This window comes from Mycobacterium sp. 155 (assembly GCF_000373905.1).
Lineage (GTDB): Bacteria > Actinomycetota > Actinomycetes > Mycobacteriales > Mycobacteriaceae > Mycobacterium.
Genome location: NZ_KB892705.1, coordinates 3629886 through 3643349 on the forward strand (window position 1 = coordinate 3629886; position 13464 = coordinate 3643349).

At 64.9% G+C, this 13464-nt stretch carries 13 protein-coding genes; 1 reads left to right on the forward strand and 12 read right to left on the reverse strand.

Translation table 11 applies throughout. From position 1 onward, the window contains the following. Nucleotides 1-6 precede the first annotated feature (6 nt). Nucleotides 7-501 carry a lipoprotein LpqH gene (locus B133_RS0117260; protein WP_026256549.1) on the forward strand — a complete coding sequence of 165 codons (495 nt, stop codon included), beginning with the start codon at nt 7-9 and terminating at the stop codon, nt 499-501. A 63-nt stretch (nt 502-564) separates the two neighbouring features. On the opposite strand, the gene B133_RS0117265 is transcribed toward B133_RS0117260, so the two are convergent. The 12 genes from B133_RS0117265 to B133_RS0117320 all read right to left on the reverse strand — a co-directional run bounded on the left by B133_RS0117265 (nt 565) and on the right by B133_RS0117320 (nt 13373). Continuing rightward, a complete protein-coding gene (locus B133_RS0117265; protein WP_026256550.1) occupies nt 565-1233 on the reverse strand; it encodes a YoaK family protein in 669 nt (222 codons plus the stop codon). 15 nt (nt 1234-1248) lie between these two features. Continuing rightward, on the reverse strand, nt 1249-2205 hold the full coding sequence (locus B133_RS0117270) for a hypothetical protein (protein WP_018602809.1): 957 nt from the start codon (nt 2203-2205) through the stop codon (nt 1249-1251). Further along, on the reverse strand, nt 2172-2726 hold the full coding sequence (locus B133_RS0117275) for a hypothetical protein (RefSeq protein WP_018602810.1): 555 nt from the start codon (nt 2724-2726) through the stop codon (nt 2172-2174). The genes B133_RS0117270 and B133_RS0117275 overlap by 34 nt, the downstream gene beginning before the upstream one ends. Further along, nucleotides 2726-3730, reverse strand: coding sequence for an RDD family protein (locus B133_RS0117280; protein WP_018602812.1), 1005 nt, complete (start codon nt 3728-3730; stop codon nt 2726-2728). Before B133_RS0117280 ends, B133_RS0117275 begins: the two co-directional genes overlap by 1 nt. Next, entirely contained in the window at nt 3727-4365 is a 639-nt protein-coding gene (locus B133_RS0117285) for a hypothetical protein (RefSeq protein ID WP_018602814.1), read from the reverse strand. The genes B133_RS0117280 and B133_RS0117285 overlap by 4 nt, the downstream gene beginning before the upstream one ends. Further along, a complete protein-coding gene (locus tag B133_RS0117290) occupies nt 4335-5894 on the reverse strand; it encodes an MCE family protein (RefSeq protein ID WP_018602816.1) in 1560 nt (519 codons plus the stop codon). Before B133_RS0117290 ends, B133_RS0117285 begins: the two co-directional genes overlap by 31 nt. A 1-nt stretch (nt 5895) precedes the next feature. Beyond that, entirely contained in the window at nt 5896-7068 is a 1173-nt protein-coding gene (locus tag B133_RS0117295; protein ID WP_018602818.1) for a virulence factor Mce family protein, read from the reverse strand. Next, a complete protein-coding gene (locus tag B133_RS0117300) occupies nt 7068-8687 on the reverse strand; it encodes a virulence factor Mce family protein (protein WP_018602819.1) in 1620 nt (539 codons plus the stop codon). The genes B133_RS0117295 and B133_RS0117300 overlap by 1 nt, the downstream gene beginning before the upstream one ends. 17 nt (nt 8688-8704) lie before the next feature. Next, the gene (locus B133_RS0117305; protein WP_026256554.1) at nt 8705-10282 is read right to left on the reverse strand and encodes a virulence factor Mce family protein; all 1578 of its coding nucleotides are present in this window, start codon (nt 10280-10282) and stop codon (nt 8705-8707) included. Beyond that, complete coding sequence (locus B133_RS0117310; protein WP_018602823.1) at nt 10279-11310, reverse strand: MCE family protein; 1032 nt, start codon at nt 11308-11310, stop codon at nt 10279-10281. Before B133_RS0117310 ends, B133_RS0117305 begins: the two co-directional genes overlap by 4 nt. Before the next feature lie 61 nt (nt 11311-11371). Beyond that, nucleotides 11372-12592 (reverse strand): MCE family protein, encoded by a 1221-nt coding sequence (locus B133_RS0117315; RefSeq protein ID WP_018602825.1) that lies wholly within the window; start codon nt 12590-12592, stop codon nt 11372-11374. A 4-nt stretch (nt 12593-12596) separates the two neighbouring features. Next, nucleotides 12597-13373 carry an MlaE family ABC transporter permease gene (locus B133_RS0117320; RefSeq protein WP_369751497.1) on the reverse strand — a complete coding sequence of 259 codons (777 nt, stop codon included), beginning with the start codon at nt 13371-13373 and terminating at the stop codon, nt 12597-12599. Nucleotides 13374-13464 lie beyond the last annotated feature (91 nt).

The window sequence follows — 13464 nt, forward strand, 5'->3', positions numbered from 1 at the left end:
GATGACATGGTCACACGCGTTGTGATGATCGGCGTAGCGAGCGCAGCGGTCGCGGCCTGCGCCATCACCGGATGCTCGAACGGTACGTCCAGCGACAACTCCAGCAAGCCTGCGTCGTCGGAGTCTGCGACGGCAGGCACTTCAGGGTCCGTTGGCGCTTCCAGCGCCACCGCAGTCCTCATCGACGGTCAGAATCAGAATGTGTCCGGGCCGGTGACATGTACTGCCGTGGAATCCGACATCAACGTCACGATCGGCGATTCGGCTTCCGGCATAGGCGCGGTCGTCAGCAACGACTCTCCGCCGAACGTCCACTCGGTGGGCCTCGGCACGGTCAACGGTATGGCACTCGGATATGCCGATGCCGCAGCGGGACACGGCGACGCGTCGGCCACCAAGACCGGCAATACGTACAAGATCACCGGCAACGCCGTCGGTTTCGACACCTCGACCCAAAAACAGGTGACGAAGTCCTTCGAGCTCGATTTCACCTGCCCATGACCGAGCATCCGGCACATCTGCCTACCGGCCAAACCCGATGTCCCGGTCCATAGCCTCGAACTCTCAAGAACCGAACCGGAAGATCAATGCGCTCGCCGCAATGACCAACGCCGCCAACGCGATCACCGGCGCCACGGCGACCAGGGTCAGCGACGCACCGACCATTGCGCCGCCCATCATGGTCGCCACCACGCCGTAGCGCAGCTTCTCCCGCTCACCGGTGCCACCGGCCAGACGGCTGTCGAGCCCGATGCCCACGATCGTCTGGGTGAGCACCGTGGTACTGAGTTCCTGGATGCCGAACTGCCGCGCGGTGGCGTTCTGGATACCGAAAGTGATGGCCAGGCCCGAGATGAGGATCAGCTTCCGGTTGTCCTGATAGTCGAGCACACCGACGCCGGCTAGGATCGAAAGCGTCAGCAATATAACGACTTCCACCGAATGCGTGACCGTCAGCCACGTCCGGGGACTGCTCTGGAGGTGCCGCGCGAACCGCCCACCCACCACCGTTCCCGCGACGAAGCTGACGAAGGCGACAACCGCCGCCGCAAGATCCACCCCGGAGTGCGGCACCAACCAGAACCCCAGAAAGATCACATTGCCGGTCATGTTCGCGACGAACACATGGCCGAGCACCAGCACGCTGACCGCATCGACGACGCCGGTCGCGAAGGTGAGCAAAAGTAACGCGGTAACGGTAAGTCGGTCGGATACCGGTGACTGAATGGCCATTGCCTGATTTCCCGGTTACAGCTGCGGCGAGAGATCCAGCTTGGTCAACGCGGGCATCTGCGTGATCCGCCAAGTGTCACCGTCACGCTTGAGCGTCAGCCGGTAGGACAGGTAGCGCAGCGACGGGATGTTCTTGGTGACCGGGCTGGTCGACACCGAGTTGGTGTAGACGATCGCAGTCGCTTCGTCGGGCCCGATGGTCTCCACCGCCGTACCCATCACCTGGGTATTGCTGGAAACTTGCGCCTGCTTGTTAGTCGGCACGATCGAGTCGACGAATGTGCGGTACTGCGCGGCGAAATCGCCCGACAAGTATTGGGACGCGCGCTGCGGCAGGGAATCGATGTTGTCCGGCGTGTAGGTCCACAGCGTGGTGATCGCGTCGGCCGCCGTCTCGGCGACCTTCAGCTTGGTCGCGACCTGTGCCTGATCCGCCAGGTACGGCTGCACCATGGCACCCGCAAAGGCTCCGGCCGCCACGAACAACGCCGCGGCCCCGGCCGCCACATACGTCAACCGCTTACCCGCCGGGCGGAACGGCACCATGACGGTTCCGGCGTCCTGGTCTTCGTTTTCGTCTTCGTCTTCGTCTTCGGGTTCCGGTTCGGCTGGCTCCTCGGAATCCGTCGAATCATCCGAATCTATTGGTACTTCACCAGATTCACCGTCCACCGCAGCGTCCTCAGCCTTACCGGCCTCCACGCGACGACCTTTACCGACCGGCGTCCGCGATTTGGTGCCGGCCTCCGGCGAGGGCGCGCCCGCCGAGGACTCGTCAGACTCCGGCTCGTCAGTTGCCGCCTCATCGGACGACTCGGTCTCCGACTCGGCGTCGGTATCGACGGGCGGCTCTTCGACCTTGCGCTGCCACGGCATCCGCAGGCGGCGACGCGGCTTGGCCGAATTCTCCGGGCCCGCCTGCTGCGACCGCTCGGTGGTCAGATCACCTGATTCAGCTGGCTGATCTTCCACTGCTGTCCCTCTCGAATCGTCGTGACCACCCAACGGTTTCCGCTCTCGATTATCGATTTCCCGTCGGGTGACCGGGTGCTCGTCTTGGCCGCGACCAGCACATCAGCGCTGCCGTTGTCGTTCCAGCGCTGGATGCCCGCGTCTTCGACGGTGCCCTGTGTCGGCTCCGCACGGGCCACCTGAACGACGATCTCATTCTCTTTTTCTTTGAACATTTTCGCGAAATCGCCAGTGGCCCACTTGTTCAGGATGTTATCGGCGTAAGGGTTCGCATGGTACGGATCGATCGTCATGTAATCGGCCATGAACTCGCGCGCCGCTCCCAGCGCCCCCGCGGCGTTCCCCTGCGCCCGATCGTCTGACACGTGGCGCACCAACATGAACGCGCTGCCGGCGATGGCCGCGGCGATCAGCAGAGTCGACAGCACCGCAACCACCGGAAGCCCCCATCGCGCGGGTGGGTTAGGTTGCACCGCAAAGTAATCCGCCTCCGCGGCGTCGATCTTGCGCCGTGGGCTCATCAACCCGCCCCGTTCATCTGTGGCTTCGTGAGCACAGTGAGGTTGTCCACCCGCCACTGCCCATCGATCTTGCGGAAGTCGACCCGCACCGTCGCGGTGAGGAACTTCAGGTTCTTCGGGTCGATGCCGCGCTGACCTTGCAACGCCAGCAACATCGTCCCCTCGGTCTTGGTCGACCCAGGTAGCACGGCGCTGCTCACGGCCCAGTACTCGTTGGTGTTTGGACCGGCCTTGCGAACCGCCGCCTGCTGCTCGGCCAGCTGCGTACGGTAGTTGTCGGTGGTCAGGGTCAGCGCCCTGGCGAAATCCTGGTCCATCGAGTCGATGCCGTAGCTCAGCAGTTGTTCGACGGTCCGCGGTCCCTGGTCGGCCAGCTGTGCGCGGGCCTGCTGGACCGTCAGCTCCTGGCGGTATGAGCTCCAATATCCCAGTCCTACCGCGGATCCACACAACAGCGCAGCCGCCAGCATGGCCACCGCGGCCCGCCGGCGGACACCGCGCACATGCTCTTCGGCGACAGCGACCCGGCGCACCTCGGTGCGGGCCAGCAGATCGGCGAACGTCCGATTGCGGCTGTCCCACAGCGGCCACAGCCAGCCGATGCACAGGGCGGCGGTATCCAGTAGATGCGCGAGCTCACGCAACGTCAACCGCACCAGCCCCGCGTCACCGCCGGCGGTCGCCACCCGGATACCGAACACCGACCGGCCCAGCGTCCAGCCGGTCGTCGCAGGCGCAACAACGCGGTTGAGCAGCATCGCGCCCCCCACCGCGACGGCCACGCCGACGTACACCCACCACAGCCAGCCGTGGGTCGGCGACGCCGCCGCCAGCACCCCCAGCGTCACGATCACGGCCAGCCCCAGCAGGACGTCGATGGCGAACGCGCCCGCACGCACCGGCCAAGACGCCAACGCCGGTTCCGGGGCGGCGGTTGCGGCCGGCGAGTCGACGGTGTCCGACGAGACGATGTCCAAGGAAGCGGTGTCCAATACCGTCGTCACGAGGTGACCTGGTCGAGCCTGGCCACTTTGTAGACACCCTCGTCGGGCGCCATCCTCACCCGAAGCCGGTAGCCCTGCTCCTCATTGGACTTCTCGCTGTTGCTGACGACTATGCGGACCGCGACCAACAGATCCATCGAGCCGTCGTCGTTGTGCTTCTCCACCGCGGCCCGCAGGTCCGAGACCTGAACCTTGACGTTTGCCGCCTGGTAGGCGTCCACCAGCATGCTGCTGTAAAGCACCGACTGCGCACCGAAATCGCCGGTCGAACAGTCGATGATCTTGGTCTGGGCCGCCGTCATTGCTGCCGTGTCGGGCGCTTGGGTCGCCGTTACACAATCCTTGGCCGCTTGCAGTGCCGCCGCCTCGTCGCGAGCGATCTGCTCGCTCTCGGCGTGCGACCGCAACGCGAGGTAGCCACCGGTACCGGCCAGCGCCGTCAGGACGAGCAACCCCGCACTGATCGCGGCCATCGCGCCCCGGCCCAGCCGGGACGGACGCCGCTCGATTTCAGCAGCCGGGGTAACTTCCGGCCCGCCGGACTGCTCTATGGCCTCCTCGGCACGAGGTTCTGGATGTTCGGTGTCCTGCTGGCCGGCGAGGTTCAGCTGGCTGGCGCCAGCATCTCCTTCCATCCGTCATCTCCTGGTCTATTCGAGTTGGTGACGGAGTACTTCACACCGTCCGGACCGACCACCTCACCGCTTGACGGGCTATAGATCGCCGTCGAACCTGCTGCCGGAGTGTAGATGCATGGATTCGGCTGCTGTCCACTGCAAGTGACGCTACCCCCTCGCGGTGCGGTCAGCGGATCGCTGGTCGGAGCCGATCCGCCCACTTCAGGGGGCGGTAACATACTCGCCGGCAACGGGTTCAACCCGGTGTTCACCGAGGGCGCGGGGATCACCCGGCCCGGATCCACAGGCTGGTCGCATCGCGCGGCCGGGGCCGGACAGTTGCGGACCTGGTTCGGGTCGCCGTACCACGGGTTGGTGCCGAGCGGCACGTACGGTTCATTGCTGCGGCACTCGGCCGGGGTGGCCGCGCGCTTGCCCGGCACATCGGCGCACGGGTAGTTACGCGCCCCACGGACCGCATTCGGCGCGTCCTTGGGGATCTTGCAGTACAGACCCGACGGCACCGGCGCCGTCGTGGTGTCGGCGGGACCCCGCCACTGCGATGCCGGCAAGAACCCCGTGAGGCACGGTGGCGGCGCGTTGATCCCGAGGCCGAGGTGAATCAGGGCTTCCGGATGAAAGGTCGTGAGTACCTGCGCGATCGAGCCGCCCTGCGGCAGCACCACCAACGCCTGCTCGACGTTCTTGTTGTAGCGCTTGAGCATGTCGATGACGATCTCGAGGTTCGCCAACGTCTGCGGCAGCGACTCCCGGACGTCCCCGAACACCGCGTTCAACTGATCCGCAGTCGGCGCGGCCTGCTGGATGCCGCTCCGTAGCACCGCATCATTCTGGGCAGTCTGGGCGGAAATCGTGTTCAGGTTCTTCGCCCAGCGCGAGATCGCGTCGCCCGAATTCACCTGACTGTCGATGATCGGCCCGGAGTTGGTCACGATGTCGTTCACCGGATCCAGGTTGTCCTTGAAATCGCTCGCGATCGCCTGTGTCGAATCGACCAGGCGCTGTAGTGATGGGCCCAAGCCGCCGACCGCTTTTGCGGTCTCGTCGAGCAGAAGGCCGATCTTCTCCTTGGGCAGCACCGACAGACCGTGCTCGGCGGCATCGAGCGCCGGCCCCACCTCAGCGGGCACGGTGCCCTTCCTGATGGTGTCGCCCGACGCGAAGTACGCATTCGACTCCCCGGAGGAGATCAGATCGATGAACTGCTCACCGACCGCCGACACCGAGTGCACGTTGGCCGTGGCGTCGGTGGGGATCTTGAACTGGTCATAGATGTTCATCTGGATCCGGGCACCGGTCTCGGTGGGCTCCACCGACGTGACCTTCCCAATGGTGGTACCGCGGTACGTGACGTTGGCGGTCTTGTACAGGCCGGCCGAGTTGGGCAACTCGGCGTTCAGGTTGTACATCCCCACGCCTGCCCAGGTCGGCAGGCGCAGGTACACCACGGCCAGCACCGCCAGCGCGACCAGCGTCAGCGTCAGGAAGATGACGAGCTGCATCTTGATGAAGCGGGTCAGCAGCATCTCATTCCCCCCTTTCCACCAGCGGGCCACCGGGCACATCGTGCGGGTTTGGGGTGAACCGGATGTCCGGGACCATCGTGTTCGGATCACGACCCCACGCCTGTTCCAGCGCCCGCAGCATGCCCGACACACCGGTGCCGGACAGGAACGCGTTATCGATCGCGCTCAGGGTCAGATCCAGGTCCAACGACACGTTGAAGTAGTCACCTCGAATGACCTTCGGGACGTTGTCGATGTTGAACGGGGCGGTGAGTATCAGCTTCAGCGCACCGACCAGATAGGGCGCGGCCCGGCTGAGCTGCTTGAGCGGACGCTGCAGGTTTTCCAGATTGGTGTGCAGATTCGCATTGGTCCCCGACAGCGTCTCGTCAGCCGCGGCCGAGAGCCGGCCCAGCGCGGTCACCGCATCGGCGAACAGATCGCGGGTGTCGGCGAAATGTTGGATCAGCGGCGGGAACTCCGTCAGCACTCGATCCAGCGTGTCGTTGCGCTGGGCGACGATGTTGAGCAGTTTATTCGTCGAATCGATGGCCCGGGTGATGTCGTCGCGCTGCTGGTTGAGCTCATTGGTGAAGGTGTCCAACCGGCCCAGGAACTCCCGGATCTGATCGGCGCGACCGTTGAGGATGTTGAACACCTCGGTCTGGATCACCTCGAGGTTGGGGATGCCACCGCCGGTCAGAATCCCGGAGATCCCGGCCAGCGTCCGCTCGATCGTCGGATACGCCGAGGACTGCGCCAGTGGGATGGTGTCGCCGCTGCGCAGCATCTCCTTGGACGGATTCTTATCCGGCGGGTTGAGCTCGATGTGCTGCGAACCCAGCAAGCTGGTCTGGCCAATCTTGGCCAGCGTGTTCTTCGGCAGCTCGATGCCCGGCTGCAGGTCGAGAGTCAACGTGGGCACCCAGTTGACCAGCTCGATGCTGCGCACCCGGCCGACGAACACGTCGCGAACCCGCACCCGGCTGTTGGCGTTGAGGGCCAGCGTTTCCGGCATCTGCACGTACAGCGTGGTGTGGCCACGTTCGGTGCCCGGGCCACCTGGCAATGGAACGTTCGCGATGCCACGCCACTGACCGCACGAGGTCAGCAGCAGCGTCGCGGCCGCCAGCGCCGCCAGTCGCAGACCCACCTTTTTGGCGGCCAGTTTCTTCGGCAACCTCGTCCAACGCATTACGGCCCTCCTGCCTCGGCTGGCAGCGGCGGTCCACCTGGTGCGGGTGCCGGGGCGACGGCTGACACCGGATCTCCGGCAACGACGCCTGGCGCCGGTCCGGGCGGTGGCCCTGGCTGTGGATACCACGGAGGCGGCAACGGAGTGTTCTCGCTGTAGGCATTCGGCGGGCCGGGCAAGTTGCCGCCCGGCGGCACCCCGAATGCCGGCGGAGCCGGCGGAGCCACGATGTCGGGACCACCCATCAGCTCGGCCAACGACTCCGGAGTCAGCATGTTCTGGGTGAACGGCTGCACCTGGACACCCTGCATGCCCGGTGCGACAGTCCAACCCGGCTCGTGGTTGCCGTGCGAGAACAAGGTGTCCCGTGCCCAGATACCGGGCACAGTGGTGTCCTTGTACCCCGGCGGCGGCTGCAGCCGCGGCTCCGAGTACGCGATCTGCTTGGGCAGCGTCATCGCGGTGCTGGCCAGGTTCATGCCGAACGGCAGGTAGTTGGACTTGATCGCGTCCAGGATCGGCGCCAGGTACTGCGCGCACAACTCGGCCGAATCCTGGTAGCCCAGACGGCTTCCCGCCTGGATCGAGCTGCAGACGAACTGCAAGGGATTGGCGAAGCTGGTCAGGCCCGGCAGCACCGGCAGACCGATGATGCCACCCTGGTTGGGCGCGACGATGTTGACGAAGTTCGCGGCGAGGTTCGGGTAGGCGTGCAGACCCGTCTCCAGCCCGTTGCGCGGCTCCGGCTGCAGGATCGCCGTGGTGGCCTCTTCGAGGTTGTTGACGTCGTGGGTCAGCACGCCGCCGTTGCGGTCCAGGAACTCGCGGGTGGTCTTGAGCACCCGATTGAGGTCCTGCAGCGCGTTGGACAGTTCCTGATCCTTGGAGAAGGAATTGGTGAACTGGACCAGATCGTTGTTGAGCGCCACGAACTGCTGATCGCTCTTGTGCAACGCATTGACGAACAGCGCCAGGCTCTTGACGATCGTGAAGAAGTCCCCGCGGCCCTGGTTGAGCGTGGTCAACGCCTCCGACAGACCATTCAGCGTGCGGTTGAGCTGTTCCCCCTTGCCGGCGAAGCCGTCTGCGAACGACTCGATGACGTCACCGAACGGACCCTTGGGCTGTTCGGGGGTCGGGCCCAGCTCGGCGAGCAGGCGGGTCACCTGGTTACGCAGCTCGTCGTACTCGATGGGGATCTGGGTGCGGTCGACCGGGATGACCGCGCCGTCCTGCATCTGCGGGCCGCCCGTGTAGGGCGGTGACAGCTGGATCACGCGGGACGCCACCAGGCTCGGGTTGAGCACCGAGGCACTGGCGTTCTCCGGCACCTTGTACCGGTTGTTGAAGTGGAACACCACCTTCATCTTGTCGCCGGCGGTTTCGATGCTGTCGATCGCGCCGACCCGGACACCCATGATGAGGACCTTGTCGCCGGGATACAGCGCAAGTACCTCGGGGAAGTAGGCCGTGACCGTGGTGTTGGTCAGCTTCTTGTACAGGCTGATGCCGAAATAGCCGACCACCAGCGCCAACACGACGGCCACCGCACCGAAGATCACCGCCAACCGCGACATGTGCGGCAGCTTCAGGTTCCGGATGTTGAAAATCGTTGACATAGCTCGACGTATCCCCCCTATCCCTGCGATCCGGGCGGAAGGAACGGCGGGTTACCCGGCAACGGGGCTGTACCCGCAGGAGGCAATTCCGGTCCGGGGCCGGGCGGTGCCGGCGGCGCGTTCAGCGGTGGCGGTATCGGCGCAAACCCGGGGACGAACTCGTCGGGTCCGGGTTGCGGGCTGACCGGCACCGTGCGGGCACCCGGCGGACCGGGGGCCAGCGGCACCGGCGCACCCGGCTGATCCGGCGGCATCTGACCCGGGATGGCCGCGCTGGGCACGCCCGGCGAATGCGCGACGCCATCCGGATTCGGCGCTGATGTGGCGACGTCCGGCGGGCTGTAGTTCGCGCCGTACGGGTTGTCGCCGAACGGTCCCGTGGTGTCGGCCGCACACGGCAGCGGGTTGCCCGGGGATGGGATGCCGTCGGCGGCAGGCGTGTACGAGCACGGAGAACCAGGCGGGACGGCCGGTCCCGGATGCTCGGGAGTGCCTTCCAGCGGGGTCGGGGCGGGCGGCGGTGCGCCGTTTTCGAATCGCTCGCCGTTGGGGTCCGGGAACCGGAACGACGGCAGGCCCGCGCTGCGCCAGAACTCCTCAGGATCGATACCGCGCTTCTTGAACGCAGCATCGACGAACGGTTGCAGAATCTGCGGCGGCAACAAGTTGACGAGCATGACCTTGAAGTACGGACCGGAGGCCAGCGCCTCGGCCAATGACGTGATGAACTTGCCCGCGATACTCAGCGTGTCGGCCAAGTCCTGCTTGCGCTGCACCAGGATGTCGCTGACCGTGCGGAGCTGCTCCAACACGTGGTTGAGGTTCGGGTTATCGCTGATCAAGCCCTCGACTTGCCTCGATACCGTCGACACCCGTTCCAACAGCATGCTGACTGCCTGGCCGCGCTGGTTGACCGCGGCCAACAGGGTCTGCGCGTTCACCAGCAGCTGGTTGACCTGCGTGCTGCGGTCGCCGAGCACTGTGGCGATCTTGTTCGCGTTGGCCAGCAGTTGCCGAATTTGATCGTCACGCTTGCCGATGGTCTCGGAGAACCTGGCCACCCCGTCCAGCGCGGCACTCAGGTGTGGCGAGGTCTGATCCACCGTCTCCGACAACACATTCAGCGATTGACGAACCGACTTGGTGTCCCAGCCCGAGGCGTTGCGCGTGACGTCGAAGATGGCGTCGTAGATCTGGTAGGGCGTCGTCGTCTGGCCTACCGGCAGAATCCCGCGCGGGGCCAGGGCCTGGTTGCCGCGCGGCTGAATCTCGATGTTCTTGCGACCCAGGATGGTGTCAGTCCGGATCGCGGCCCGGCTCTCGGTGCCGATGGTGCGGCCGCCGAGCGTATAGCCGATCACCACCTTGTCGCCGTTGATGTCCATCGACTTGACGTCGCCGACGTCCATGCCGGCGATCCGCACTCGATCACCCAGGTTCAGACCACCGGTGTCGGTGAACTGCGCATAGTAGGTCGGCACAGCGAAGATCATCGGCACGCTGGTCAACGTCGAACCCACACCGATGATGAGCGCGACGACGGCCACACCCATCAGGCCCTTACGGGACCGGTCGGAACCCTGCAGTGTCCTCATTTCGGCGTGCACCTACCCGAGGGCTGCGACGTGATCCGTACGGTTCGGACCGGTCCGCCCGGCTGCAAACCGTTGAGCTTCAACGAGATGTCGCACGCGTAGAAGTTGAAGAAGTCACCATAGATGCCACCGGCACGGCCGATGATCTTCAATGCGCCCGGCATTTGCACCAGGATGTCGTTGACCTCCTGCTTCTGGTCGATCAAGGGTTTCTGGATGACGTCGAGATATCCGAGGGTGTCCTTGAGCAGCGGCCGGTTGTCGCTCAGCAGCTCGGCAAGGGAACCCGCCACGTTGCTGATGTTGGCCACCGAGGTGGCGATCGGGTCGGCCCGGTTCTTCAGCCCGGTGATCAGCGTCTCGAAGTTCTTCAGCGTGTCGTCGAACTGCTTCTGATGCTTGACGGTGGTGTCCAGCACGATATTGAGGTTCTTGACCACCTCACCGATGGCCTGATCCCGATCGGCGATCGTAGAAGTCAGCTGGGAGGTCTGGTCCAGGATGTCGTTGATGGTGCCGCCCTGGCCCTGGAAGACCGTGATCAACGACTTGGCAATGGTGTTGACCTTGTCCGGGGCCAGCGAGTTGAACAGCGGCCGGAAGCCACCCACCAAGGCGTCGAGGTCCAGCGCGGGCTGGGTGCGTTCCAGCGGGATGGTGCTGCCGGGGGGGATGATCTTGTTGCTCTCGCCGCGCTTGAGCTCGAGGTAGCGGTTGCCGATCAAGTCCTGGTAGCGCACTGCCGCAGTGGTCTGATCGAACAACGGCAACGACTTTTCGACGTTGAACGTGACCTCGGCCTGCTCACCGCCGTTGATCAGGTCGACCTTGGATACCTTGCCGACCTCGACGCCGGCGGCGCGGACGAACTGCCCGCTGCGCAGACCGCTGACGTTCTTGAAGATCGCCGAGTACTCGCTGGTGCTGTTGAACCGGATCTGGGCGAACACCACGAAGATGAGCGCGGTGAACGTGAGCAACACCAGGGAGAAGATCCCCAGCTTGATAATCGTGCCCTTGATGCTCATGCGGCTCCCTCGCAGGCTCGGGTTCCGCATGCCCTCTGCTTATTCGTTCCGCTAGCTTCACTCATGGGTTGATCGTGTTCTCCCCCACTTGGCGGCCCCAGACATACTCGGCCGTCAACGGCTGGCCGAGTTCGAAGTGGTTGTACGGCGCGATCGACGCACCGGTGTCCATCACCAGGTACGGCATCGGCCACAGATCACGCGTGATGGGCTGCCAGCAGCCGGGCCGGCCTTCAGGACCCCCCTTGGCGTTCACCCTGGGCAGGTTGTCCGGGTACACGTACGGGTTGGCCGCACCGACGAGTTCCGCGCGTTCCCGCAGCGAGTAGCCATTGCCGCCAAGCGACGCCGCGGCACTCGGCGCCGCATCGTGGAAGTTGCGGATGGTGCAGAACAACGCCGGGCTGTACTCGTCCAACAGAGCGGACGTCGGCAGGAGATCCCGCGCGCCGCGGACCAGGTACGGCCCGCCACGTTCGAAGATGTCGCCACCGGTGTTGCCGAACCCGACCGCGGCGACCAGCGCCTGGTCGAGGTTGCCGCGCTGCTCGTTGAGCGTGCGGGCAGTGGTCACCGCATTGGTCAGCCCGTCCCACAGATCCGGTGAGGCCTTGGCGTACACCTCACTCAGGTCGGCCAGCCCCGTGATGTCATGGCGGATCTGGGGCATCCGCGGGTTGAGGTCGGCCAGGATCGTGTTGCCGTTGACGATCGACTGGCCGAACTTGTCGCCGAGCCCATCGAGCGCCTGAGCCGTCGCGGTCAGGGTCTCGTTCAGCTTGATCGGATCGACCTGTTCGGAGATCTTCGTGATGGTTTCGAACAGCGTGTTGAACTCGGTCGTCACGCCCTGCGCCTGAATGGGCGTATCTGCGGAGACACGCTCGGCGGACGGATTCGCCGGCGAGATGAACGAGATGTACTTGTTGCCGAACACCGTGGTCGCCCGCAGCTCGGCGTCCACGTTCCGCGGGATCAGCTGCAAGTACTTCGGGTCGACGTCCAAAATCAGCTTGGCTTCCGGATTGTCGTTGACCTCGACGACGTTCACCGAGGCCAGCCGACCGATCGGCACGCCGTTGAAGGTGACCTTCGACCCCGGGTCCATCGACAACCCGGCCCGGCCGGACAGCACCGTCAGCTGTGTCTTGGGCTCGAACACCCCACGAAACTGTAACCAGGTCAGGCCGAGAATCAGCGCGGTGATCACGGCCAGGACGAGCCCCGCCAACTTGTACGGCGGGGTCCTCGGCTTGTTCAGGGGGGCGTCCGGCGCGGTCATGGCGCTACACCGTGAGATTGAAGTTGGGATTGGTGCCGTACAGCGCCAACGATGCCAGCAGAACCACCACCACGATCGCGATCAACGAGGTGCGCATCGACCTCCCCACTGCCTCACCGACACCGACAGCACCGCCACTGGCGAAATAGCCGAAGTAGCAGTGGTTCAGCATCACGATGATCGACATGATGATGACCTCGAGGAAGGACCACATCACATCGTCGACGCGCAGGAACGTGTGGAAGTAGTGCTCGTACGTTCCGACAGACTGTGCATAAAAAATGGTCGTCACCGTCTGCGCCGACAGGAACGACAGCAGGATCGCCATCGCGTACAGCGGGACGATGACGATGGCGCCGGCCATGAGCCGGGTGGACACCAGGTACGAAATCGACTTGATGCCCATGACTTCCAAAGCGTCGACCTCTTCGCTGATACGCATGGCGCCAAGTTCTGCGGTGGCGCCGGCGCCGACCGTGGAGGCCAGCGCTTGACCGGTGACCACCGGCGCGACGACGCGGATGTTGGCCAGCGCCGCGAAGAAGCCCGTAAATGCCTCGACGCCAATGTTGCCCAGGGATGCGAAGCCCTGGATGGCGATCAGTGAACCGGCCGAGAGGGTGACGAAGCCGATGATGGCGACGGTGCCGCCGATGACGGCCATAGCGCCGGTGCCCATGCCGATCTCGGCAACCAGCCTCAACGTCTCACGCCGGTAGTAGCGGAAGGCGTGCGGCACGTGACCCACCGCCTGCACCACGAACCATGCGACATGGCCCATGGTGTCGAGCAGCCGCGCCGGAGCAGCCGCCACCTCGGACGTTCGCGAGAACGCCCGAGGGAACCGGGAGCGAAGGACGGTTGCCGTACTC

Excerpts from the sequence above, each read along its gene's own strand:
- B133_RS0117290 (WP_018602816.1), bottom strand. The coding sequence starts at position 5,894 with ATGCTGCTGACCCGCTTCATCAAGATGCAGCTCGTCATCTTCCTGACG.
- B133_RS0117260 (WP_026256549.1), top strand. The coding sequence starts at position 7 with ATGGTCACACGCGTTGTGATGATCGGCGTAGCGAGCGCAGCGGTCGCG.
- B133_RS0117285 (WP_018602814.1), bottom strand. The coding sequence starts at position 4,365 with ATGGAAGGAGATGCTGGCGCCAGCCAGCTGAACCTCGCCGGCCAGCAG.
- B133_RS0117305 (WP_026256554.1), bottom strand. The coding sequence starts at position 10,282 with ATGAGGACACTGCAGGGTTCCGACCGGTCCCGTAAGGGCCTGATGGGT.
- B133_RS0117265 (WP_026256550.1), bottom strand. The coding sequence starts at position 1,233 with ATGGCCATTCAGTCACCGGTATCCGACCGACTTACCGTTACCGCGTTA.
- B133_RS0117275 (WP_018602810.1), bottom strand. The coding sequence starts at position 2,726 with ATGAGCCCACGGCGCAAGATCGACGCCGCGGAGGCGGATTACTTTGCG.
- B133_RS0117295 (WP_018602818.1), bottom strand. The coding sequence starts at position 7,068 with ATGCGTTGGACGAGGTTGCCGAAGAAACTGGCCGCCAAAAAGGTGGGT.
- B133_RS0117300 (WP_018602819.1), bottom strand. The coding sequence starts at position 8,687 with ATGTCAACGATTTTCAACATCCGGAACCTGAAGCTGCCGCACATGTCG.
- B133_RS0117320 (WP_369751497.1), bottom strand. The coding sequence starts at position 13,373 with ATGGGCCATGTCGCATGGTTCGTGGTGCAGGCGGTGGGTCACGTGCCG.
- B133_RS0117315 (WP_018602825.1), bottom strand. The coding sequence starts at position 12,592 with ATGACCGCGCCGGACGCCCCCCTGAACAAGCCGAGGACCCCGCCGTAC.
- B133_RS0117310 (WP_018602823.1), bottom strand. The coding sequence starts at position 11,310 with ATGAGCATCAAGGGCACGATTATCAAGCTGGGGATCTTCTCCCTGGTG.